Annotated in this window: 22 protein-coding genes and 2 pseudogenes; 14 read left to right on the top strand and 10 right to left on the bottom strand. The window is 55.7% G+C overall.

Annotated elements, in window-relative coordinates:
• Positions 1-4: 4 nt before the first annotated feature.
• From AC07W5_RS18055 to AC07W5_RS18045, 3 genes are read right to left on the bottom strand one after another with little or no spacing between them, the layout of a single operon-like run.
• Positions 5-778: an EboA domain-containing protein gene (locus AC07W5_RS18055; RefSeq protein WP_495010839.1), complete on the bottom strand. Its 774-nt coding sequence runs from the start codon at positions 776-778 to the stop codon at positions 5-7.
• A complete protein-coding gene (locus tag AC07W5_RS18050) occupies positions 775-1,665 on the bottom strand; it encodes a UbiA family prenyltransferase (RefSeq protein ID WP_495023986.1) in 891 nt (296 codons plus the stop codon). Before AC07W5_RS18050 ends, AC07W5_RS18055 begins: the two co-directional genes overlap by 4 nt.
• Positions 1,662-3,536 carry a 3-dehydroquinate synthase gene (locus AC07W5_RS18045; RefSeq protein ID WP_495010837.1) on the bottom strand — a complete coding sequence of 625 codons (1,875 nt, stop codon included), beginning with the start codon at positions 3,534-3,536 and terminating at the stop codon, positions 1,662-1,664. Before AC07W5_RS18045 ends, AC07W5_RS18050 begins: the two co-directional genes overlap by 4 nt.
• Before the next feature lie 115 nt (positions 3,537-3,651).
• Between AC07W5_RS18045 and AC07W5_RS18040 the strand changes: the two genes are divergently transcribed.
• Positions 3,652-3,876 carry a hypothetical protein gene (locus AC07W5_RS18040; RefSeq protein WP_495010836.1) on the top strand — a complete coding sequence of 75 codons (225 nt, stop codon included), beginning with the start codon at positions 3,652-3,654 and terminating at the stop codon, positions 3,874-3,876.
• A gap of 243 nt (positions 3,877-4,119) precedes the next feature.
• Here AC07W5_RS18040 and AC07W5_RS18035 read toward each other — a convergent pair whose 3' ends face one another.
• On the bottom strand, positions 4,120-4,380 hold the full coding sequence (locus AC07W5_RS18035) for a hypothetical protein (protein ID WP_495023985.1): 261 nt from the start codon (positions 4,378-4,380) through the stop codon (positions 4,120-4,122).
• 204 nt (positions 4,381-4,584) lie between these two features.
• Here AC07W5_RS18035 and AC07W5_RS18030 point away from each other — a divergent pair.
• Positions 4,585-4,911: pseudogene (locus AC07W5_RS18030) on the top strand (MFS transporter); the annotation flags it as partial.
• 45 nt (positions 4,912-4,956) lie between these two features.
• Here AC07W5_RS18030 and AC07W5_RS18025 read toward each other — a convergent pair.
• From AC07W5_RS18025 to AC07W5_RS18005, 5 genes are all read right to left on the bottom strand, one after another.
• Positions 4,957-5,127: a hypothetical protein gene (locus tag AC07W5_RS18025; RefSeq protein WP_495010834.1), complete on the bottom strand. Its 171-nt coding sequence runs from the start codon at positions 5,125-5,127 to the stop codon at positions 4,957-4,959.
• Between the two features lie 7 nt (positions 5,128-5,134).
• Positions 5,135-6,154, bottom strand: a complete 1,020-nt coding sequence (locus tag AC07W5_RS18020) for a Gfo/Idh/MocA family protein (RefSeq protein ID WP_495023984.1) — start codon at positions 6,152-6,154, stop codon at positions 5,135-5,137.
• 158 nt (positions 6,155-6,312) lie between these two features.
• The gene (locus tag AC07W5_RS18015) at positions 6,313-7,239 is read right to left on the bottom strand and encodes a shikimate dehydrogenase family protein (RefSeq protein ID WP_495010832.1); all 927 of its coding nucleotides are present in this window, start codon (positions 7,237-7,239) and stop codon (positions 6,313-6,315) included.
• 117 nt (positions 7,240-7,356) lie between these two features.
• Positions 7,357-8,790, bottom strand: coding sequence for an MFS transporter (locus tag AC07W5_RS18010; protein ID WP_495023983.1), 1,434 nt, complete (start codon positions 8,788-8,790; stop codon positions 7,357-7,359).
• A gap of 417 nt (positions 8,791-9,207) precedes the next feature.
• On the bottom strand, positions 9,208-10,788 hold the full coding sequence (locus tag AC07W5_RS18005; protein ID WP_495023982.1) for an aldehyde dehydrogenase (NADP(+)): 1,581 nt from the start codon (positions 10,786-10,788) through the stop codon (positions 9,208-9,210).
• 253 nt (positions 10,789-11,041) lie between these two features.
• On the opposite strand from AC07W5_RS18005, the pseudogene AC07W5_RS18000 reads away from it, so the two are divergent.
• The 6 genes and pseudogenes from AC07W5_RS18000 to AC07W5_RS17975 all read left to right on the top strand — a co-directional run.
• A pseudogene (locus AC07W5_RS18000) lies at positions 11,042-11,989 on the top strand (fumarylacetoacetate hydrolase family protein); the annotation flags it as partial.
• A 287-nt stretch (positions 11,990-12,276) separates the two neighbouring features.
• On the top strand, positions 12,277-13,083 hold the full coding sequence (locus AC07W5_RS17995; protein WP_495010829.1) for an IclR family transcriptional regulator: 807 nt from the start codon (positions 12,277-12,279) through the stop codon (positions 13,081-13,083).
• Positions 13,080-13,880, top strand: coding sequence for a 2-keto-4-pentenoate hydratase (locus AC07W5_RS17990; protein ID WP_495023981.1), 801 nt, complete (start codon positions 13,080-13,082; stop codon positions 13,878-13,880). Before AC07W5_RS17995 ends, AC07W5_RS17990 begins: the two co-directional genes overlap by 4 nt.
• A 3-nt stretch (positions 13,881-13,883) precedes the next feature.
• Positions 13,884-14,777, top strand: a complete 894-nt coding sequence (locus AC07W5_RS17985) for a fumarylacetoacetate hydrolase family protein (RefSeq protein ID WP_495023980.1) — start codon at positions 13,884-13,886, stop codon at positions 14,775-14,777.
• A gap of 21 nt (positions 14,778-14,798) precedes the next feature.
• The gene (locus tag AC07W5_RS17980; RefSeq protein WP_495010826.1) at positions 14,799-15,494 is read left to right on the top strand and encodes a hypothetical protein; all 696 of its coding nucleotides are present in this window, start codon (positions 14,799-14,801) and stop codon (positions 15,492-15,494) included.
• 286 nt (positions 15,495-15,780) lie between these two features.
• Positions 15,781-17,076 (top strand): OprD family porin, encoded by a 1,296-nt coding sequence (locus AC07W5_RS17975; RefSeq protein WP_495010825.1) that lies wholly within the window; start codon positions 15,781-15,783, stop codon positions 17,074-17,076.
• 207 nt (positions 17,077-17,283) lie between these two features.
• Here the strand turns inward: AC07W5_RS17975 and AC07W5_RS17970 are convergent, their stop codons facing one another.
• Positions 17,284-17,658 carry a winged helix-turn-helix transcriptional regulator gene (locus AC07W5_RS17970; RefSeq protein WP_495010824.1) on the bottom strand — a complete coding sequence of 125 codons (375 nt, stop codon included), beginning with the start codon at positions 17,656-17,658 and terminating at the stop codon, positions 17,284-17,286.
• 102 nt (positions 17,659-17,760) lie between these two features.
• On the opposite strand from AC07W5_RS17970, the gene AC07W5_RS17965 reads away from it, so the two are divergent.
• The 6 genes from AC07W5_RS17965 (at position 17,761) to AC07W5_RS17940 (ending at position 23,978) form a co-directional block, all read left to right on the top strand.
• Positions 17,761-18,879: an NADH:flavin oxidoreductase gene (locus AC07W5_RS17965; RefSeq protein ID WP_495010823.1), complete on the top strand. Its 1,119-nt coding sequence runs from the start codon at positions 17,761-17,763 to the stop codon at positions 18,877-18,879.
• Positions 18,880-19,706: 827 nt separating this feature from the next.
• Positions 19,707-20,651 carry a fatty acid desaturase gene (locus tag AC07W5_RS17960; RefSeq protein WP_495024021.1) on the top strand — a complete coding sequence of 315 codons (945 nt, stop codon included), beginning with the start codon at positions 19,707-19,709 and terminating at the stop codon, positions 20,649-20,651.
• On the top strand, positions 20,539-21,714 hold the full coding sequence (locus AC07W5_RS17955; protein WP_495010822.1) for an ABC transporter ATP-binding protein: 1,176 nt from the start codon (positions 20,539-20,541) through the stop codon (positions 21,712-21,714). The genes AC07W5_RS17960 and AC07W5_RS17955 overlap by 113 nt, the downstream gene beginning before the upstream one ends.
• Positions 21,711-22,340, top strand: coding sequence for an ABC transporter permease (locus AC07W5_RS17950; protein WP_495010821.1), 630 nt, complete (start codon positions 21,711-21,713; stop codon positions 22,338-22,340). The genes AC07W5_RS17955 and AC07W5_RS17950 overlap by 4 nt, the downstream gene beginning before the upstream one ends.
• Positions 22,340-23,023: an ABC transporter permease gene (locus AC07W5_RS17945; protein WP_495010820.1), complete on the top strand. Its 684-nt coding sequence runs from the start codon at positions 22,340-22,342 to the stop codon at positions 23,021-23,023. The genes AC07W5_RS17950 and AC07W5_RS17945 overlap by 1 nt, the downstream gene beginning before the upstream one ends.
• A 49-nt stretch (positions 23,024-23,072) precedes the next feature.
• Positions 23,073-23,978, top strand: a complete 906-nt coding sequence (locus AC07W5_RS17940) for an ABC transporter substrate-binding protein (RefSeq protein WP_495023979.1) — start codon at positions 23,073-23,075, stop codon at positions 23,976-23,978.

Raw genomic sequence — 23,978 nt, 5'->3', positions numbered from 1 at the left:
AGCATCAGTTCGGTGAGGTGCCGGCCAGCTGGTCACGCCATTCCGGCGGTAAGCGTTGTTGCCGACTCAGGCTGATAAGGCGCTGGTGTTGCGCCGGGCTGAGCAGGTTGAAGGCAATTACCCGGGGCAGCCCGGCGGACACGGTTCGTTCGGCCGCGAGCTGTTCGTCCAGCAGGTCGAGGGCCAACTGGTTGAGGGTGACGCTGTGTCGTTGCGTCAGGCCGATCAGGCGTCGTACGTCGAGCCCCATGCCCAGTGCTTTCAGCACCAGTTGGTGGAAGGCGCGTTCGCTGTAGTGACGCGAGGGGTAGAGGGTGTCCAGCGCGAGGGCGGCGAACACCTGGCTGTTGCTGGTACGCCCGGCCTGCAGGGCCAGCTCCACGCACAGCCCTCGGCTGTCGAGCCAGTCGAGGGCTTTCAAGGTAGCGATTTTTTCCTGATCGTCGCCCCATAGAAACAGCTGGCGCAGCAAGGGCAGTTGCCCGGTGAGGGGGTGTTGCTCCAGGACCTGAGACAGCAACAACGCCCGCGCCAGTTGCACGTGATTCCAGCCAGCATTATTGGGCAGTGCAGCTTCCTTGAGGCTGCGCTTGCACTGGCTGCTCAAGAGCGCTGCGGTATTGGCGTCCGGGCGTTGGGCAAGCCGCTCCTGTGCCGTGCGCCACCACTGCAGCTCCGTCCCATCGAGCTGTTGGGTAAGGGCCTGGTGTTGTTCGGCGAGGCAGTCGTGGCGCATTTCGAGGGCCGCCGATGGCGGCGCAGTGACGTCCATGTTCATGTCGGTTTGATCCAGCGCTGGAAGTGTGGAAGCAGGAAAAACACCAGGACACATAACAGGCTGCCCAGTGGCTGGTTGGCCACGGCCAGCACCAGGGCATCGAACAGTGGCAGGGCCGCCAGGCCAGCGCCGATAAAGGCGCGGACCTGCCGTTGCTGCGGGTTGGCCAGGTGCTGCCAGTAGTGCCAGCCCAGCCAGCCAAGCCAGAGCAGCAGCACCGGCCAGAACCAGACGTTGTCGGAATAGATCGCCAGCGCTAGCGGGCTCAACATCAGGAGTAGAGGGAGGCGGCTGAGCAACTGGTTGTCGTGTTCCTGACGAGCCAGGTAGGTCAGGCCGCTGATGTAGATGCCGAGCAAAATGGCGCAGAGCCAGATCGGCTCCGGTGGCACCGCCAGGCTGGCCGCCGCCGTGAGGTAGAGCGCCGAGCGGCAGGCGCCCATCAGCCAGACACTGTGGGCGTATTTCTTGTGCAGCAGGTTGTAGCCGAGGATGCAGCCCACCAACAGGATGGCGCTGCCCAGCAGCCAGTGCGGTTGGTCGATCAACTGGCTCAGGCCCAGTACTGAGGCTGCGGCCAGCATCAGCAACAGCGCAGTGGCCAGACCCACTTGCTGGCGGCTGACCAGGCCCAAAGTGATGGGGCGCGGGTTATGGTGCTGTTGGTCCCAGTCGGCGTCCAGCAGGTCATTCAGCAACATGCCGGCCAGATACAGCAGCGACAGTGCGGCCAGCAGCAGGATCCACACCAGGGACGACGGCGGCGCCAGGGCACTGGCGCTGCTGGCCAGCAGGGCGGCAGCCAGGGTGTTGGTCCACACCGTGGGCAGGTTGGATACCCGGCCGAGGGTCATCCAGGTCTTCAGGTTCAGCGGTGTCTGGCTCATTGCGCGCAGCCCTCGCTCAGGGTGAGCGCCGGGCCGCTGCGGGTGGACAGCCGTTGCAGCGCCTGCTCCATCCGCGCGGTATCGATTTCATGCAGGTCCACCGACTCGCCGATCCGGCTGAGCATGGGGATGGAGAGTTGCCCACCCAGATGCTGGCGGAATTCCTCCAGTCCGAGCAAAACCTGTGAGCGTCCCTGAGCATCTTTCAAGGTCAGTTCCGGCGGGCACAGGCTGAAACCAAGCTTGAGCAGCAGGTTCAGAACCCGCTCGGTGTCGGCATCGCTCAACAGCCCCAAGGCATTGGCATAGAGCCCATCCAGAGCTATGCCCACCGCGACGGCTTCACCATGGCGCAGCCGGTGCTGGCTGAGGTTTTCCAGTTTGTGCGCGGCCCAGTGCCCGTAATCCAGTGGCCGCCCGTTACCGCGTTCGAAGGGGTCACCGGCGCCGGTGATGTGCGCCAGGTGCAGTTCGGCGCAGCGGCGGATGGCATAGCGGCTGGCCGGGTGATCGAAGTGAGCGAGGGCGTCGGCCTGTTGCTCCATCCATTGGAAGAACGCCTGGTCCTTGATCAGCGCCACCTTTACCGCCTCGGCCAGCCCGGCGATCTGGTCGCGGCGGGTCAGGCTGGTCAGCAGCTGGAAGTCGTTGATCACCGCGGTGGCGGGGTAGAAGGCACCCAGCAGGTTCTTCTGGCCGAAGGCATTGATGCCGTTTTTCACACCGATGCCCGCGTCGTTCTGGGCCAACACGGTGCTCGGGATGCGGATCAGGCGAATGCCACGGTGGAAGGTGGCGCAGGCGTAGCCCACCGCATCCAGCACCGCGCCGCCTCCCAGGGCCAGTACATAGCAGTGCCGGTCCAGCCCATGCTGCAGCATGTCGGTGTACAGCTGCTGTAACACCTGTGAATCCTTGCTCAGTTCGCCGGCCGGCAGCGCAATCGGCGCCGCCTGCAAATGCAGATCCGCCGCATGCGCGGCAAAGTAGGCATCGATCTGTTCCAGCAGGTGTGGGGCGCTTTGCAACAGTTGTTCATCGGCGAACACCAGCACCGTCACCGGGCCTCTGTGCTGAGCGGTGAGCTGGCGGTGCAGACAAGGATTGGACGGCTCGAAAAGGTGATCGGTGAACACCACCGGGTAGTCGTAACTGACCTCGAAGCGCCCGTGCAGGGGTTGCTCCGCGACTTGTTTGCGCAAGGTCTTGAGCAGGCTGTACCCGGCGATAAACAGCCCGGGCAACACCATGCTGGCGAGGAGGGTCACCAGCAGCGCGTTCTGCTCGACAAGGAAGGTGCCGATGGCGCTGTAGGCCAGTGCCAGGCCGGTATTGGCCAGAGTGGTGACCAGTACAAACGCGCGCAGCGGATAACGTTGCATACCGGCGGCCACCACCGAGGTTTCCGCCAATACCGGCACGCCGCGCAGGCAGATCAACGACAGCGTGCTCAGCCGATACGCCAGCTGCCCCGGCTGGCGCTGATGCAGGCCGAGGCGGCCGGACAACAGACGAAAATAGCCAGCACCCAGTGCATAACCCAACCCGGCACCCAGGCACAGGCCAATGAAAATCACCAGGTAACCGCCGAGACCGCCAAGCATGGCCACGGCCAGCAGCGCGACCATGCTCGAAGGCACTGGCAACACCACGTCCAGCGCCAGCAGGGCGATCAGCAGCAGCGCCAGGTTGAGTTTCTGGGTGGGCGTCGAAGGCAGGTACAGGTTGAGATGGGTCAGGAAGTCCTGGATCTGTTGTTCGAACAACAAGAAGCTGGCGATCACCAGGCCCGAGAAGCAAAACAATGACAACCAAAAATGTTCGGCTGGCCCTCTTTGCGAGAACGCACGATACCAACGGCTGCGCTTCATCAAGCATCCCTCTTGATTGTTATGACTGATTTCCGTTTCAGCAATTAAAAGCAGCGTCTGGTTTGTTTTAGAAAATAAGCTCCCCCGCCTGAATGGCTGTTTTTATGTGCGGTTGATGACGCTTGCAAAGATAATCATGAACTTAGACGGTTGTGATGTTTTTGCAAGCTTGCCTGATGGCAGAGTTTTAGATGAACTGATGGAGCAACGTGGTACAGTCAATGGAGTGAGTGTCTTGATAAGGTTTTTATTTAATGATTACAGTGAGTTGGATGATTTTTATGGTGCCGTGAAGACGTTGTTGAGTGAACGATATTCAATGAGGTTGCTTCAGTCATAAATAGTGAGTTAATGGTGAAGTGGTCATGTGGTATTGATATTTGTTATGTGGGTTATTGCTACTGGCTATATGCTTTTTTGATAGTTGACTGATTCATTCGGTGGACGGGGCTCTGAAAAAAAACGGACGTATAGCGCGAATGATTTTCTTTACTGAAACCTTGTGTCCGTTAGCATGTTGTCATCGCATTACCTGAGCGGCGTCCCTATACGGATCAACCCCTGTGAGGTGTTTTGAAATCGATCAGAGTCGTTGTAAAAGCGTATGCACCATTTTGAAGTCTGCGTTGCTACATAAAATCCGCCAGCGTTTGGTAGTGTGGTTTTGAGTTACTCTATCTTTTTGCTCTTGATACACCCCCTGTAAAATCGGGTCGAGCAGACCTGTCAAATTGACCTGCTTGGTCGCCTTGTTGGTCTTGATCACTTCTCGGAGGTGGGCAAGGTGTGCCCTGATGTTCGCTTCCGATGGCTTGATCAGGAGTTTGCCGTGGTACTTGCGCAAGTTCCAACCGAGGAAGTCGAGCCCGTCCCCTATGTAGTTATTATGGTTTTCCGGGGGGAGAGAATGAGTCCAGGTTCTGCCAGGGATTCAACCACAGCGGGCCTGACTTCATTCTTCAGTCATTCTTTCGAACAACCAGTGATGATGAAATTATCTGCATAACGCATTACGCGCATTTTTCGGGCTGTCCACTTTTCAAACGTTGCCGGTCCGTCCCTGATGACAATGTTGATTATTGTGGTGATCTGGGGCGCAACCCATACCAGCGGGCTGATCGTCACGCAGATATGGCTGACCTCCGAAGCGCCGGAAGCGCCCGAATTCGCCACCGGCATTTATATCTTGTTCATCAACCTGGGGGTGACGATCGGGTCAACCACGGGTGGGTGGTTCCTGGCGCGCATGGGTTTGCAGGGCACCTTGTACAGTGGTTTGCTATTTGCGGCGCTGGCCGTACTGGTCATCGTGATCAAAGTTCTGTTTTTCAGTGCCGAGCCGCGCAAGGGAGGAGCGCAGATCGCCGCAGACTGAGTTGAACGATGCATCGCAGCCCGCACGGATGGGGGTGTATTTTCGTCAGTGCGTGGCCGCCATCGCCCAAACAAGGATATCCAGGAACGAAGCCTTTGGGTCGACATCCTGGATTGTCATTCCATCGAGAATCGATCGAGGCCACATGAATTCGTTACCTTTGCACAAGGCTTCCTGCAACTGGCCCGTGGGTCTGGAATCGCGCGACATCAGCATGTTCGACTCATTCAGACGTCTGCGTAAGCGTCAAAAGCGTACCTCCTTGCCGAGCTGAAGCGTAGGCCGCGTCCATGACCTGCATGATTGCCTCGGCGTCGCGTAATGATGCAATTGGCTTGACCCCGTTACGGCATTCAGCAAGCACTTGCTTGACGAACAGTGGGTAATAGACGTCTGTGTCCAGTTGTAGTCGGCGGCTTCGAGTGCCGGCTGCAAGGTTCTGTCGATCCCTTATTTCGATTCGGTCGGGACCGGATTTGGCATACATGTGATCAGATGAAAGGGTGAAGGAGAACTCGCGCTGCTCGTCGGCGGTACTGGGGAAACTGTATCCCGTTTCCACAACACCGATCACGCCATCTTCAGTCTGCAGGGTCAATAACGAATAGTCTTCGACGGCACCCCGATGCGTCAGTGAATTCATGATGGCTGAGACTCGCGAGACCTCCTTACCGGTCAATAGTCTGAAGAGATCTATGAAATGCGTAGCCACGTTGATCGTGGATCCGCCTCCTGAAAAAGCGGGATCGATGGCCCAGCCTGAGCCTGCAGTTTCATAGCGAGCGGGCGGACCTACGATGAAACGGAAAGACATGTAGTTGAAGTCTGCGGCCAAGCATCCCTCAGCATCTTGCAGAGCACTCAGCAGTTCACTCATGCGGAAGATCAGCGGTACAGCGCAGTAGAGATTGGCTTGCTCGGCCAGCTCCCGTAGCCGTGTGACCTGTGCCATGTTGATGCCGCAGGGCTTTTCCAGGGCAAAGGGGATGTTTCGTGCGATCACGGCTTCTGCCAGCGACGGCATTTCCGAATGCCTGCCGAACACGAAAGCAAAATCGACCTCCTCGCGCTCAAGCAACTCATAGGATGAGCTATATAAAGGACATTTGAATCGCTCGGCAATTGCCTCGCCCTTCACGTGCTCCGAATCCGATACGGCCACCACTTGGACCCCGTTGGTCTCAAGAGCATCCAAATACAACGGAACGTGCCAATGGCTGACCTCCAGTAACGCAACTTTCATACGTACTCACTCCTGGCGCGGTACAAGCAGACATTTGGAATGTTCGGGTTGAAAATGATCGCCCTATAGGTTTCAGCGGCTTTGGAATCATTCATGGTCTTCCCCTTTATTCGCTTCGATGAAAACGGGTCGTTCTTTCCGTTTTCGCTGAAGCGCTTTTACGTCAAATGGCCGGCATCTCTTGCCGGCGGCAACAATAATTCGGCATCGACTGCTGTTACGTTATCGGGGTGGTAATCGAACCCAAGGAAGCGCAGTGCAAGCAACGCCTGACCTTTGTGCATGGGGCCCCCGTCCTGGGTACGACAACCTCGTTTACGCGCAGCATCGCAAAGCGGTGTCGATTCCGGCGAGTTGATGATGTCCACAACGAGGGTGCCGGGCTCGAGCCGCTCGGGGTCGACAGGCATAGGATCATTTTTGCTCATGCCAAGCGGCGTGGCATTGATCACGATTTCATAGCCATGTGGGTCCGGTGGGCCGGATTGCGTGATGCAACCTGTTTCGGCAGCAACGGCTTTCGCCAGATCCTCAGCTCGGTGTTCGTCGACATCGGAGATAGTCAGCGATCGAGCACCCGCCGACGCGACGGCAAATGCGATCGCTCTGCCTGCGCCTCCAGCGCCTACCAAAAGAACGTTTTTGTTCGCTGGATGGTTGCCTTCCCATTGCATGCCAAGAACACAGCCGAGGCCATCGAATACTGCGCCGACCCAGCGTCCGTCTGTTTCGCAACGAATGACATTGATTGCACCCACTTGACGAGCAGTCGGATGAAGTTCGTCGACAAGAGCCAGCATCCTTTGCTTATGTGGCATGGTGACCAAGATGCCAGCGAGATTGTTCAGTGCTCTGGCACCCGCCACGAACGAGGACAGGTCATCGGCCTTGACCTCCAATGGAACACAAACCGCGTCTGCCTGCTGTTCTATAAAGAGCCGGTTGAATAATTGCGGAGACTTGGCAGCCATCAGCGGATGGCCGACCAATCCATAAAGCCGAGTTGTTCCTGTGATATGTGAGGCCATGGTTGCCTGATATTTGATGTTGACGGGAAGAGGCGCCCTGGCTGGCTTCTTGGGCATGCACAGCGTCGATGGCTATGCATTGGCAAGTGCCGACCGCATGATGCTGCTCTGCCCGTCGGGCCTGTGTGGGTCGCGAAAACCTAATGGTCGCACCAGTGTAATCGTCGAAGGTCGTTACGAGCGCAGTTGGCTAGCCAGGTCGTTCGGGGCGGCTGTCGGAGCTGTGCCCCGCATCGCTTCGGCCCGCAGACGATCGTATTCTTCTTTGGCGATAGGCACCGCGTTACGCTTGCCGAGATCTTCAAGGCGAATCCGGTATGTTTCGCGTGTAGTGAACGCCGCGATCGCAGCGATAACACAAATACCTAATGTAAGAGAGCCGATTCTTAGTGGGATATTGTCGGAGCCGGGGGGCGCAACAGTAACGAAGATTGCCGGGAGAAACGCAGTCATCGCAGTCCCTATGTTCTGTCCGATGGCCATGCCGGTCACACGCACCCGCGTACGGAACAATTCGGGAAAGAGGCTCGGAAATACACCGTTGAAACCCTGGTAGGCGACGCCCCACATGAGTACGGAGAGAACCAGCGAAAACCACAGGTTATGGATGCTGATAGCGTACAGATACGCGTACGAGAGCAGTCCCGCGCAGAGAACGCCAATGATGACTGGGGGCCTGCGGCCGATCTTGTCCGAGAGGTTACCAACGAAGGGGATTAGGATCACCGCGCACATGTTACCCAGCAGAGGAATCCACAAATAGACGCCTGCAGGGAAGCCGATTCCATAGGCTGGTTGAACCGCGTAGGTAGCGCCGAATACCGAGGCGACAATTGCGATCACAGCGGCAAGTGCCATGCAGATCACACGCAAGAGATCACCCCAGCTCTGCCGGATGACTTCGACGACTGGCAGGACAGGAGCTTCGCCTTGCGTTTTTTGTTCGGCAAACGCAGGTGTCTCATCGACCTGGCGGCGAATGATATACCCCATGATGACAACGACGACGCTGAGCAGGAACGGAATCCGCCAGCCCCAGGAAGCGAACTGATCCGCAGGCATGAAATGAGCGAGAGGCAAGAAGACTGCTGCCGCGAGCAGCTGCCCGGCCTGAACCCCTTGGAGGGTAAAGCTCGCGAAGTAACCACGGCGACCGGACGGAGCGTGTTCGAGAATCATGGAACTGGCGCAGGAGATCTCCCCGGCCACCGCAAAACCCTGAATCAGGCGCATCGTCACAAGCAGCACCGGAGCCCAGATCCCGATCTGCTGGTACGTTGGCAGAAGTCCGATACACATCGTCGAGAAGCCCATCACGAACATGCAGTAAACCAGAACCGTTTTACGGCCGTGGCGATCACCCAAATGCCCTAGGACAACAGCGCCTATCGGCCGGGCGATATAGCCCACGCCAAAGCTGGCCAGAGAGGCAATGATGCCGACCGCTGGGTTATCAGATGGAAAAAAGAGCTGTGGAAACAGTAAGGCCGCCGCGGTCGCATAGATAAAGAAGTCGTAATACTCCAGTGCCGAGCCGATCCAGCCGCTAGCTGCGGCTTTCTTTGACTGGCCTTTGGAATGAGCGTCGATCGGTATGCTCTGATTCATCACGTGTCTCCGGTTTCTCAATTGTTGTTATTGTAACTGCGTTCCATCAGTAATTCTGTTACCAGAGTCGCTGCCTTGTCAAGGGAGTCGTTCCTTGGTCGATCAAGGCGGGACGCTGGTTATTTGTTAGGTGCTGAGTTCATACGTCTGACGTTGTCGCCAAGCCGAGCGAGCACGCTAAAGCCCGCTCGTGCAATTGAGCGAATAGGGTGTAAGAGGATGAACAGGTTCCCAAGCGTCAAGCTGTCAGCACTGTCGAGAGCAATGACCCCAACGACAGGTTTTAACGTTGTAGTAGGTTGCTCTGCAAAAGTTGGGCGTGTCAGCGGTACAGGGTGACCTTAAGGCGCACTAGCCCCGCGCCTTAAGAGAATCGGAAATCAATTCGTCTGCATGCCGCCTTGCACGTTTGCCAACCTACAAGCTATCTCGCGAGAGATAACCGTCGACGAGCCTCGAAATGTTCAACGGATTCGCGTTCTTGAGAGCATCGGGAAGCAATGCATCGGGGTAGTTTTGGAAGCAGACTGGTCTCAGGAAGCGGTCGATAGCCAAGGTGCCGACCGAGGTGCCGCGACTATCGGAAGTCGCAGGATAAGGGCCGCCGTGCACCATTGAATCGCAGACCTCGACACCCGTTGGGTAGCCATTGATGAGGATGCGGCCAACCTTCATCTCCAACAAAGCAGTCAACTCTACGAATTGCGTAAGGTCTTCTGGCTCACCAATCAAGGTTGCGGTCAATTGTCCGTGAAGGGCATTGATGGCAGCGTTGAGTTGCGCCTGGTCAGCGACCTCGATGAAGATTGACGTGGGGCCGAAGATTTCTTCTTGAAGAACCTTGTCGCCGTTAAGCAACAACTCTACGTCGGCCTTAAACAACTGTGGCTGGGCCTGGTGACCCTGTTGGCTGCTGCCAGCCAGGTGCACGATGCCGGGGTGCGCGTGCAGGTTCTGCAAGCCATCCGCATAGCTACGCAGGGTCCCTGCGTTGAGCATTGTTTGTGCCGGTTGGTCGTTTATCAATGCTGCCACTCTATTCTGAAAGGCACTGAATGCATCCGAACGAATGCCAACTACCAGTCCGGGATTGGTGCAAAACTGCCCACAACCTTGAACCACCGAGGCGGCAAGATCCCGAGCGATACTGTCAGCTCGACGCGAGAGTGCCTGAGGCAGGATCACAACCGGGTTGATGCTCGACATCTCGGCGAAGACTGGAATGGGCTCCGGGCGAGCGGCGGCCATATCGCACAACGCTCGACCGCCTTTGAGCGATCCGGTAAAACCAACTCCCTTGATGAGCGGGTGTTTTACCAAGGCTTCGCCTACGCCACTGCCATAAATCATGTTGAAGACACCGGCGGGCATGCCGCAGCGCTCGGCCGCCCGGATAATTGCGTTGGCTACCTGTTCTGCAGTAGCAATGTGGCCGCTGTGGGCTTTGAATACCACCGGACAACCCGCCGCGAGTGACGAGGCGGTATCGCCGCCGGCCGTGGAGAAAGCCAACGGAAAATTACTTGCACCAAACACAGCAACCGGACCGATTGCGGTGCGGTACTGGCGAAGGTCAGGGCGCGGCAACGGTTTGCGAAGTGGTAACGCTTGGTCGATGCGAGCTCCATAGAAGTCACCACGCCGCAGTACGTTTGCAAACAAGCGCATTTGACCGCTGGTACGTGCGCGTTCGCCCTGGATGCGAGCTACAGGCAATGCTGTTTCACGGCAAACCAGCGCAATAAACTCATCGTCCAAAGCCTCTAGCTCTTCAGCAATGGCATCGAGAAATTCAGCCCGTTTGCTCGCGTTCAGGCTGCGGTAGCTGGAAAAGGCGTTGTTGGCTGCATGGGCAGCGTCCTCGATTTCTTGCGGAGTCGCCTGGTGGAAGGCATAGGGTAAGGTCTCTCCGGTGCTGGCATCCACACTCTTGACGATGATACTGCCGGCGGCGCTGCGCTGACCGCCGATAAAATTTTGGCCTGTGATGAGGGACATGGTTGTCTCCAGGTTGAACGTGCAAGAGATAGGTGGGCAAGGTATTCCCAGGACTGAAAATCAGGTGACGGCGCCGATCTGCCAAGGCACGAACTCATTTTGTCCGTATCCGTGTTGTTCGCTTATGCTGCGCTCGCCCGAGGCAATGCGCAGCATGAGCGAACAACACGGATGTTTGTTGCGACCTTATTAGAGTTCGCCAGACAGCGGCAAGCGGCTACAGAGAAGAGACACCGCAGCAATCTCAGAAAAAGTCGATGAGCTGCTTTGGAACACCGGCAACCATTCCGATCCCGGCAAGGCATCTCTGTTGCCCCCAGCGGATTTGCAAGTCATCAAGGCGGCTGGGGTGACCTTCGCGTCCAGCATGATTGAGCGGGTGATCGAGGAGCAGGCCCGAGGTGATGCTGCCAAAGCCGAAAGTGTTCGCCGCTTGGTGCAAGAAGCAATAGGCGATAACTTGCGGGCAATCAAACCGGGCTCGCCAGAAGCGATGCGCCTTAAAGCTGTGCTGATCAAGCAGGGCATGTGGTCGCAATACCTGGAGGTTGGTATCGGCCCGGATGCGGAGATTTTCACGAAGGCACCGGTTCTGGCCGCAGTGGGCTGCGGCAGCGAAATCGGAATTCATCACAAGTCTGAATGGAACAACCCAGAGCCGGAAATTGTGCTGGCGGTGAACAGTCGAGGCCAAGTGCATGGCGTCACCTTGGGCAATGACGTCAATTTGCGTGATTTCGAAGGTCGCAGCGCACTGCTGTTGAGCAAGGCCAAGGACAACAATGCGTCCTGTGCGATCGGCCCGTATATTCGTCTGTTCGATGAAGCGTTTACGCTCGATGACGTGCGCAATTGCGTCGTGGATTTGCAAGTTCAGGGTGACGACGGCTTTATCCTTAAAGGCAGCAGTTCCATGGCATTGATCAGCCGTGACCCGTTGGATCTCGTGGCCCAGACTGTCGGCGGCGATCACCAATACCCTGATGGCTTCATGCTTTTTCTTGGGACCTTGTTTGCGCCTACCCAGGATCGTGAGGAGCCGGGAAGCGGCTTTACGCATAAGCAGGGTGATGAGGTCAGCATAGGTAGCCCGTTGTTGGGCACACTGCGCAACACAGTCACATACAGTCATGAGGCTGCGCCCTGGACTTTCGGCTTGCGAGCAATGATGCACAATCTTGCTGCTCGCGGGCTTCTGTAGGTAAGGCTGGGAAGGGAGATGCATTCGGCGTTCTTCCGCAAAGATTGAACATATACAGGCGCACGTCTATTGATAAAAGAGCCGGACCGAAGGGTTCGGTTTTTTATATCTGTCAGGCGTCCCGCCTCCTGGAAACCACCTGCGCGTCCAGCTCTGTCTCGATAAGGCCAACCAGATACAAGTGGGTTTGACTTATCTGGTGGCGCCCGCATACTATTGGAACATCGTTCCAGTACGAACAATGTTGCTCACATTCACTTCATTGTCAAAGATAAGTCGAGAAAAATATGAGAGTCGTTAAAGGTGCTGTTGACCGCTGCCTGGAGGCTATTGAGCTGCTGGCACGTGAAGCTCGCTGGATGCGGATGTCCGATATCGCAGCTGAGTTGGGCTTGGAAAAGGGGCCTGCTCATCGAGTGCTTGCTCAATTAGTCGAGCAAGGATGGGCAGAGCAGGATGAAGCCACCTCGCAATACCGCTTGACTCTGAAGCTGGCACTGTTGGGGCAGCGCTATTTACATGGGATTGGCTTGCCTGAATTGGTCCAGCCGATCCTTGAGCAAGTGGCTGTTCAATGTCATGAGTTGGTGCGGTTGACGGTGGTCAACGAGGGCACCTTGTCCTGGCTGTCTTCGGCCCAAGGTGCCGCGCCGGGGCTCATGTATTCGCCGGCCATGGATAAACCGATCAATCTCTACGCCACCGCCAATGGCAAAGCCTGGCTGGCATCAATGCCTGATGAACTGGCCATTGAGCATGCGCTGCGTAGCGGATTGGGGAAAGCTGACGCCGGGATGGGGCAGGGGCCGAAAGCGATCAACAGCATCGAAGGTTTGTTGGCCGAGCTAGCGCTGACCCGAAAGCGCGGGTATGGCTTGGTCATTGAAGAAGCCGAGGCGGGTGTTTGGGCGATTGCCGTACCGGTCAAGCTGATTCCGTCCGGTACTGTGGTCGGCACGATGAGTATCGCCGGCCCGGTCTTGCGCATGCAGCCTGAACGTTATGACGAATTGCATGCCCTGCTGGAAGATGCAGCCAACAAGCTGGGTACGGTTTGGCCGCGCCAGAACAGCGTGCATGCGGAGAACGTATGAGCCAGCTCGCACCTGCATGGACCGAGGCGGGGCCAGGGTTGGAAGTCGCCGCTGCCGCTCTGGTCCGTGCACGGCTAGAGGGTGTTCGGCTGGCATCCTTGCCAGGCCCGAACCTGCCAAGCAGCCTCGCACAAGGTTTTGCCATCCAGCAGCATGTGGGGCCATTGGCTGGAAAAACCGTGGGGGGGTGGAAGTGTGCGTTACCCCCGGCTGGCAAGTGGATCGTTGCCCCGATCTACAGCGACAGCATCGTAAAAGGCGAACGTTACCGACTGGCCGCCGACGCCGATAAGGCGCGCATCGAGCCTGAACTGGCGTGCGTCCTGGCCCATGATTTGCCGGCTCGTGTCGAGCCTTATACAACTGAAGAGATCGTTGCTGCGATCAGCGACGCGCACTTGGCATTGGAAGTGATCGATTGCCGTTATACCGATCCACACACACTGCCGTTCGAGCAATTGCTCGCGGACGGTCTATTCAATCACGGCCTGGTACTTGGGGCGGCAATCACGCTGTCGAACTCTGCGAGCATGCCCTCTGAACTGGATATCACCCTGAGCGATGCAACGGCAGAGCTTCTGAATATCAAGGGCCGCCATCCGGACGGGGATCCGTTGCTGCCGATCGTATGGCTGGCCAATTTTCTGTCTACACAAGGGATAGGGCTGCAAGCAGGGCAGGTGATTATCACCGGGTCCTATGCAGGTGTTCTCGATGTGCCCGTCAATCAGCCACTGCATGTTCAGTTCGGTGAAGCAGGCTCATTGTCTGTCCATTTCTCAACGCTGGAGGAGTAACAAATGCGCTTAGTTCGTTTTGGTTTACCGGGGCAGGAACAGCCGGGAATTTTGGATTCGCAAGGGATCGTGCGAGACCTTTCGGGCATTGTCGACGACATCGATGCGTCGGCCCTGAGCCCGACAGTGCTGGAAAAACTGCGTGCTGTTGACGTTGAAAAGCTGCCGGTGGTGGCGCCTGGCACACGTCTTGGTCCATGCGTAGGCAGCGTACCGAACCTGATTTGCATCGGCCTGAACTACTCCGATCACGCGGCTGAAACGAATACACCTATCCCCAGTCAGCCGGTGGTCTTCAACAAACACACCGCTTCCATCAGCGGACCCAACGATCCGGTCATTTTACCAACGGGCGCTCAGAAGCTGGATTGGGAGGTTGAACTGGCCATCGTCATCGGTACGCCTGCCTGGCAGATCGATGAGTCGCAGGCATTGAATCACATTGCCGGTTATTGCCTGGCCAATGATGTTTCCGAGCGGGCTTATCAGCTTGAATACGAAGGTCAGTGGACCAAGGGGAAAAGCGGTTTTTCTTTCGCTCCTCTGGGACCTTGGCTGGTCACCCGTGACGAAATTGCCGACCCGCAGGCAATTGACCTTTGGCTCGATGTGAACGGCAACCGTCTCCAGACCGGCAATACCCGTACGATGATTTTCAGCGTTGCACATATCGTCGCGTACCTCAGTCGCTTCATGCCGCTAATGCCGGGTGACGTCATCATTACAGGTACGCCACCAGGTGTGGGGCTCGGGCAGAAGCCGCCGGTATTCCTCAAGGCGGGTGACACCATGCGTGTCGGTGGCCAAGGCCTGGGTGAACAATTTCAGACCGTGGTTCCGTACGTTGCTGAAATGGGGGCTGCATGGGTCGCCGGTCGCCATCCCAATGTTGACTGACTATCGCTAGAGGAAAACGCTATGAGCTTTGCTGGAACAGGTGTAGTCGCAATCTGGCACGATCTTTTGCCCGAAGCGCGGGACGAGTTCTATGAGTGGCATAACCGTGAGCACATGCCTGAGCGGGCTGGAATTCCGGGTTTTTTGCGGGGACGCCGATACATCGCTTTGGATGCAGGTCCGACCTATTTCAACCTCTATGAGGCTGATACTGTGCAGGTGTTGGGAGGGCAGGATTATTTATCGCGTCTCAACAGTCCGACGGCATGGACCCAGCAGTCGGTGCAGTCCTATCGCAACGTCGCGCGATCCATTTGCGAGGTCACTTACACCAGCGGTGTGGGGCAGGGCGCGTATTTGTTAACGGTCCGTTTCGATGTTGTCGAAGGGCAGCATAAATCGGTGTCAGACGCATTGCGCCAACGCGTGCTTCCTCCCCTTGCTGATAAACAGGGTATTACGGGCGTGCATTTGTGTGTGGCAGATGAGGTCGTGAGCAAGGTTGAAACCGCAGAGAAAAAAGCCCGCGCCGAAGGGACCCAAATACCGGCCTGGATCGTCATGATCGAAGGCTGTGCGCCCGACTACGTTCGTGTCGCCGGCGAGGCTTTTGTGGCGCAGCTGCAACGGCTGTTGGAGGGGCAATCGATGGGAGCGGAAACCACGCTTTATCAATTGGAATATACACGTTGCAAAACGCCGGGGAGTGCGGGTTGATCGCCGAGCGTTAGAGCACGTTTTAACTTTCAGTCATTGTTATTACGCAATTCCCCACGAGCGTGCCGATACAGGCATTGAGTTAGGCTCGCGTCTGCGCACGCTCGGGTTTTGTTTAAGGCGATATTAAACAATTATGAAGTTTCTCAATAACGGACTATTACAAGACAGATAAGGGATTCCCGCAGTTGCTCGGTAATTAGCTCTTCGTGTTGCCTGTGAATAAGTTGAATCGCGAGCTAAAAATCGCAACAAAAACAATAATAACTCATTGTGAGAAAACATCATGCGCTACCCTGTTATTTTCCGCAGCGTGCCTGCACATAAATCTCTGATCAGTCTGACTCTTGCGTTCTGCGCGGGTTCGTCAGCCGCTGTTCAAGCCGATCAAAATAGCGGCTTTGTCGATGGCGCTACGGCCACCTTCAACTTGCGCAACGCTTACATCAATCGCAACTTCATCAATCCTGCCTATCCCAACAGCGCCGCACCACAGAATAAAGCAGAGGAGTGGACACAGAGCTTCATCCTTGACGCTCGCTCTGGTTATACCGCTGGGCCGATAGGATTCGGTGTTGATGTATTGGGTCTTTATTCTCAAAAGCTTGATGGTGGCAAAGGCACCGGCGGTACCCAACTGTTGCCGATCCACGACGACGGCCGACCAGCCGATAATTTCGGCCGCCTCGGGGTGGCTCTGAAAACTAAACTGTTAAAAACCGAGTTGAAGGTGGGTGAATGGATGCCCGTGCTGCCGATTCTGCGCTCCGACGATGGCCGTTCTCTGCCGCAGACCTTTCGTGGCGGCCAGGTGACCTCCAACGAGATCGCCGGCCTGACCCTCTATGGCGGCCAGTTCCGTGGCAACAGTCCGCGCAACGACGCGAGCATGGAAGAAATGTTCATGAACGGCAAAGCCGCGTTCACCTCCGACCGCTTCAACTTCGGCGGCGGCGAATACAGCTTCAACGACAAGCGCACCCAGGTCGGCCTGTGGTACGCCGAATTGACCGATATCTACCAGCAACAATACGTCAATCTGACCCACAGCCAGCCCGTGGGCGACTGGACCCTGGGGGCCAATCTGGGTTTCTTCAACGGCAAGGAAGACGGCAGCGCCCGGGCTGGCGAGCTCGACAACAAGACCACCTTCGCCCTGCTCTCGGCCAAATACAGCGGCAACACCTTCTACGTGGGCCTGCAAAAACTCACCGGCGACAGCGCGTGGATGCGGGTCAACGGCACCAGTGGCGGAACTTTGGCCAACGATAGCTATAACGCCAGTTTTGATAACGCTCAGGAGCGCTCATGGCAGGTACGGCATGACTTTAACTTCGCTGTGCTCGGTGTCCCGGGACTGACATTAATGAACCGATATATCAGCGGTGATAATGTCCACACAGGTTCGATCACAGATGGCAAAGAATGGGGCCGAGAATCGGAATTGGCCTACGTCGTGCAGTCCGGCGCGCTGAAGAATCTTAGCTTTAGATGGCGAAACTCGAGTGTTCGCAGGGATTTCAGCACCAATGAGTTTGATGAAAACCGGATTTTTATTAATTATCCCATATCGTTATTGTGACGAATATTCTGCACGCTCACCACTTGGCAGTGTTGCTTCTGCGATCGCCTGAGCCAGCAATAACCTCATCAGGCGGTTGCAGATAAACCTAGAGTCAATTAGGCACTCAATGTAGCGTTGGTAGGTTTAGGGATACCGCCAGCAGATCTATCAAGTAATGCATTGCAGGGTGGCAGTGGCGGCGAGTCAATAAAAAGACTCGCATCGTCAGCTTCCCTCCGCGGCCTCGTCAAACTTCAACCGGGCCGTTTCAACCTCAGGCAATTTGTCGAGCGTCCATTTATGCAATTCGCGAAATGGCTGCTGCAGTGTTCGACCAAGTTGGGTGATCTCATACTGGACTGCCACGGGCGAGAACGAGATGACCTGGCGCGAGACGAGACCATTTCGTTCCAGTCGCCGCAGGCACTGTGTCAGGGCCTTCTGAGTGACGCCCTCCAGGCGACGCTTGATGGCGTTAAAACGATGCGGCCCGTCATCAAGTACCGCCAGAACCATCATCGACCACTTGTCTGCGATTTGGTCGAACAGCGCCCGGCTTGGGCACTCCGACGAAAAACATTGCGGCTTTAATTCCAGCATCGAAGTTTCCTCATGTATACCTAGGCGACTCTAGGTGCCTAATTGACATTTGGTTTACAAAATATACTTATATGGCTTCCAAAAGCAAATGGAGTCCATCCAATGTCAAACCCTGATACCAGCATTTTATTTCGTCCTTTTTCCATCCGGTCGCTTGAATTGAAGAACCGGATTGTCATGGCGCCAATGACGCGTCTGTTCTCACCTGAAGGCATCCCGGGTGAAGCGAGCACTGCCTACTACCGGCGGCGGGCAGAGGGACGTGTCGGGCTGATTTTGTCGGAAGGCACCGTGATTGATCGCCCAGCATCACGCAATGATTCCGGTATTCCTTTTTTTCACGGCGAAGCGGCGCTGGCTGGGTGGAAAAACGTGATCGATGCGGTCCACAACGCTGGCGGGCGCATGGCACCGCAGATCTGGCACACCGGTGCCACGCGTTACATCAACGACTGGGAGCCAGATGCGCCAGTGGAAAGCCCGTCGGGCCTTGATTCGCCAGGTGACCTGCGTGGCTTGGCGATGAGTGAAGAGGACATTGCCGACACGGTAGCAGCGTTCGCCAAGGCCGCAGCGGATGCCAAACGACTGGGCTTCGATACCGTTGAGATCCACGGAGCCCATGGTTATTTGATCGATCAGTTTTTCTGGTCTGGTACCAATCTGCGCACCGACCGCTACGGCGGCCCGACAATCAAGGAACGCTCGCGTTTTGCCAGTGAGATCGTGTCTGCTGTTCGTCATGCTGTTGGCCCTGAATTCCCGATCATCATGCGTGTCAGCCAGTGGAAGCAACAGGATTACGGAGTACGCGTCGCTGAAACGCCAGCTGTGATGGAAGACTGGCTGTTGCCATTAGTCGAGGCTGGTGTCGACGTCCTGCACTGCTCACAGCGCCGCTTCTGGGAACCTGAGTTCCCCGAGATTGACGGTGAGAACGGCCTGAACTGCGCGGGCTGGGCGAAGAAAGTCACTGGAGCCACAACCATTAGCGTCGGTTCGGTTGGGCTAGACAATGATGTCACTAATGCCTTCGCCGGCAAGGGATCAACCCCGGCGAGTTTGGAGCGGCTTATCGAGCGCATGGAGCGCGAAGAGTTTGATCTGATCGCAGTAGGGCGTGTTCTGCTGAGTGACAAGGATTGGGTCGCCAAAGTGGAAAAAGGCGATTACGCGGATCTGAAGGGCTTCAATCCGACATCTTTAGCCGAATTGGTTTGAGCCTTACAGCGGAGTGGAGAGTGTGATGCCACAAAGGTTTAGCCTCGGATTTTGCGAGGTCGAGATCGTAACCTGTTGTTGAATGCGCCATGACTGTTTTAATGACCAGACGTGTTAAGGCCACTCAACATCCGCGCAAATAGGATTGCGTTGCAGTGTGGCCCGGGCATTTACGCGCAGGCTACACCGCGTCTCTAATTAGATTCTTCATGGCGCGGGCGGGCACCGTGTCATGGCGTCCAAATTTGTGCGGCGCGGGCATCCACCGATTGGAGCAGCAAGGCTGGCGGCAAAAAATGCATCGGCGACTAGGCTAGCGGAGCAGGCAAATTCAGAGCGGGGGAGACGCATTGCTTAATTATTATTCATTTTAGGAATAAGCATAATGAAATATATTCCTTGATCGTATTAGTCATCATGCTACATTGCGGTTACCGGACCGCCGGATATGTTCAATCCTATTTTTATGGTACGACTATGTCCGGCGCCCGAATCTTACAAATCAGCCTTGAGGCTCTGTCGTATGACGGAGCCAATGCAGTGATTTCTCACTCAGGCAATATCCGCGTTAGTCCTTGTGCCTCCATTGCCACTCCATTCGTTACCGGCAAACCTCTCCCTTGTCAGGCCAACAGCGAAGCCTGCAGTGCAATCAGCGAAGGCTTGGCGTTTCTTCTCTACGCCATGTGAATAATCGCTGTTGGGCACTTCCATACCGTTAGTCTAGCCAATCATCTTCAGGTAATACCCGGTCCCATGGGGTTGCAGCTTGACGCGTGAGTGATTGGGCTTCTGTTCCGAGCAAGATCTATCGCGACTTACAACAAATGCCAAACTATTTGGATGAAGCTCATCGAGCTGAAATTGTTAAGCTGAGCACTACATTAACCAGCCAAACTGAATGGCCTACTTGGCTTTTATTGGTCGGATTCTATCTGGTCTGGGCCGTTATTGTTTTTTATGGGCAAGCATTTGGCGAAGTATTCACCATTGTTCTGCTTATTCCATTGGTCGTGCTCTGGCTGTCGATTCAGCATGAGCTTATCCACGGTCATCCAACCCGTTGGCCTGCCATAAACAGAGCCCTCGGGTTCCTGCCATTTGCCGTGTGGTACCCCTACGATATTTATAGAGACACGCATTTGGCGCATCACAACAACGCGGTGCTGACGGTGCCTGGGCAAGATCCAGAAAGTCGCTATGTCACAAGTGCCTTCTGGTTGCAGTCACCTCGTTATGTGAAAGCGTTGCTTTGGGTAAATAAGACCTTGGGTGGCCGCTTGCTTATGGGAGCGCCATTGGCGGTGACATCCCTTCTGGGTAGCGAGATCAGAGACTTATTTCTCGGGGAGCGAAGCGCTAGGCGAGTGTGGGCGGCTCACTCGCTAAGTGTTGTCGCGGTGCTGACCTTGGTTGAACAATACAGCGCCATCAGCTCCGTGCAGTACATATTTTTAGTTTCGCTGCCGGCCTTGTCCATTTCGATGATCCGGTCGTTTTACGAACATCGGCCGTCAACGCTGCCGGAGCACCGCACGGTTATCAATGAATCGTCAGGGCTTTTGAGCTGGCTCTTTCTGAACCTCAATCTTCACTTGGTTCATCACGATCTTCCCGGTTTACCTTGGTTTTACTTGCCCCGGGTGTATAGAGCCAGGCGTGAACAATGGATCGCTCGAAACAACGGCTATGTCATTCACGGCTACTTCCAATTATTGCATCGGCATCTGGTCAATCCCGTGGATTGTCCTCGCCATCCTGCCAGGCACTAAAAATACCAAAGCTAATCTGGGCGTCGGAAAAATGATACGTTTTGAAGCCATCAAGAAAACTCATAAGGGCAGCCCGCGAATGGCCGTGAGCGATTTAACGCTTCATGTTCGGGAGGGGGAGATCTGCGTATTTGTCGGGCCAAGCGGGTGTGGCAAAACGACCATCTTGCGAATGATCAATAGGCTGGACACCCAGGACAGTGGTCGCATCTGTGTCAATGGGGTCGCGACCGATGAGCTTGACGTCGTTACGCTACGCCGCGGCATTGGTTTCATGATGCAGAGCGCAGCCTTATTTCCTCACCAGACGGTTGCAGAAAATATTGGCGCAGTACCGCGGCTCTTGGGCTGGAGCAAACATAAAATCTGCCAGCGCGTGAGCGAGCTCATTTCCCTGGTTGGACTTCAGCCCGAATTTCTTGACCGGTATCCTAATCAGCTGTCAGGCGGGCAGCAAAGTCGTGTCGCTCTGGCGAGGGCATTGGCCTCGGACCCACCGGTTGTATTGATGGACGAACCCTTTGCCGCTCTTGATCCGGTGATACGCGAGCGACTCCAGGATGAACTGGTTGCGCTTCAGAGACGTTTGCATAAAACCATTATTTTGGTGACCCATGATATGGAGGAGGCCATCAAGGTCGGGGACCGGATTGCCATCTTCGAGGGCGAAGGAAAGCTTGTTCAGTTCGATACGCCTCACAATATCCTTGCCCATCCTGCCAGCGAGTTTGTGAAGAACTTTATCGGCAAAGATCCGCTGTTAAAAAGACTTTCGCTGATGAAGGTTTCTGATCTTCCAGCGGATGAAGTCAATTGCGAATTCAAACTTCTGCTGGATGATAAGTCCAACCCGTTGAAGTGGGTCAGTGAATCGGACGTGCCTGTTCCCGAGCTGACAACGGTGTCGAGTAACGACTCGTTGCATCACGCACTGGTTAAAATTCTAACGGCTCCTATCGGTGTGGTTGTTCGCGTGGACGAGGCGGGCGGTTACGAAGGTTGCCTCTCGATTGCCAGCCTTCACAGCGCACTTAATGAGCGCCGCTTCGGAAGTGCGCAATGATTGACTGGTCCTGGATCGTTGAAAACTGGCAGCAGATCGGCCAGTTGTTAGTTGATCATATTCAGCTGGTGACCTTGGGCCTGTGTATAGGGATGCTATTAGCGGGCGCAATGGTGCTCTTGACGTTGTGGCAGCCAGGATTGGCGCGCCCTATGATTTATGTCAGCGGCATACTCTTTACCATTCCGTCCCTGGCGCTGTTTATTTTGATAATGCCTTTTACCGGTTTATCCAAGACGACGGCGGTCATTGGTTTGAGCCTGTATTCCTTGCTTATTGTGTTGCGGAACACCTTGGCGGGGCTTGCGAGTAACCCTGCGGACGTATTGGAGGAAGCCCGTGCGCTCGGGTATACGCGCATGCAGAGATTCCTCGGGATTGAACTTCCACTGGCGCTGCCTGCGTTATTGGCGGGCTTACGAACAACCTCGGTTACTTTGGTGGGGCTGGTGACTGTTACTGCCTTGATTGGCCAAGGCGGATTAGGCCAGCTATTCATTACCGGGCTGGCTCAAAGTTTCACTACGCCTGTGGCGGTCAGCTTGGTCCTGACGGTGATGTTGGCGTTATGTTTTGATTTTCTGTTTTATTCAATTAATAAATGGCTGGTCCCTTGGGTGCGCTGATGAACATGATCGCAGGTGTCTACCTTTGGTTTTCTCTTCCTGACAATTGGTTGGGTGAAAACGGAATACTGACTCGGCTGGCAGAGCATATTTATTATGTGTCTTTGAGCCTGGCTATTGCTTGTGCAATAGCGTTGCCGCTCGGCGTACTTCTGGCTAACTACCGCAAAGGCGCGCAGGTGGCGATAGGGCTGTTCAATATTGGGCGAGCATTACCTTCTCTGGGTATTGTGATACTTGCAATCATGCTCATTGGCTATGAAACCAGCACGGTGATTATCGCATTGGTGACCATGAGCATCCCGCCGATATTAACCAATACCTATGTTGGAATCGATCAGGTGGATTCGTCTCTGAAGCAGGCTGCCAGATCAATGGGGATGCGCAGATGGCAGATGTTTATTCAGCTCGAGTTGCCGCTGGCTTTTCCGCTGATCTTTTCTGGATTCCGATCAGCCCTGGTGCAACTTATCGCAACAGCCACCATCGCTGCGTATGCAGGGTTCGGCGGGCTGGGCAGGTTTCTTATTGATGGACTGGGCCGAAATGATACGCCGCAAATTATTGGCGGCGCACTGATGGTGTCGGCACTTGCGATTATCAGCGAGTGGGTTTGTTCAATGATAGAAACACTCATGGTTCGAAAATGGCGAGCGGGGGATGTTGAACTGAGCGCTACATGACCAGAGGCATTTGAAAGTGCGTATTAACTTTGCAGAGGTGCAAATCCAAATGAAAAACAAACAACGTTCGAAGGCTCGCTCAGTGCACTCGTTTTCATTGTTGCTGGGGTTAGGCTTGCTGGTTGGCAGCACGTTTGCCAGTGCCCAGTCCATCACCATAGGAGGGGCCAATTTTTCCGAGCAGACGATTCTTGCAAACATCTATGCGTCAGCCTTGAAAAATGAAGGGATTGACGTCAAGACCCGACTCAATCTGGGGAACCGCCAGATCATCGCCAAGGCGCTGGAAAACGGGGATATAGACGTTGTGCCCGAATACATAGGATCACTGTTGAGTTTCTATGACGACAAGACCGCCCTGACCACCCAAAAGGAGATCCTCAGCGCTCTGCAACAGAAGTTGCCGGCGGACCTCCAGCTGCTTGAGCCTTCGTCCGCGGGCTCTATTACCGCTTGGGCTGTTACCAAGAAAACCGCAGAAAAGTACAACTTGCACACCTTGTCCGACCTGGCGCCCGTCTCGGGTGATTTCACGCTGGGCGGGCCTCCCGAAGTCGCCACTGCTGCATTGGGCCTGCCCGGGTTGAAGGCGGTCTACGGCATCAACTTCAAGAGCATCAAATCGCTGGACATGGGCGGGCCCTTGTCGCGGCTGGCGTTGAACTCAGGCGCTATCGACGTCGCCACGGTGGTCTCCACGCAAGGCATCCTGGCTAAGGAACCTTGGGTTGTCCTCGAGGACGACAAGCACCAACAGCCCCTGCAAAACATCACGCCACTGGGTCGCAAGGCGTTGCTAACCCCAGAAGTCACCCAGGTGCTCAACGAGGTCTCTGCAAAACTGACCGATGACGACCTCAAGCAACTCAATCGCCTTGTTGATATCGATCACAAGGATCCCGCAAAAGTCGCGGCGCAGTGGGTCGCCGAACATACCGTCAAGACGGCCCAGTGA

Source organism: Pseudomonas sp. GW821-FHT01E05 (assembly GCF_059422425.1).
This window is presented reverse-complemented; position numbering and strand designations above follow the sequence as displayed.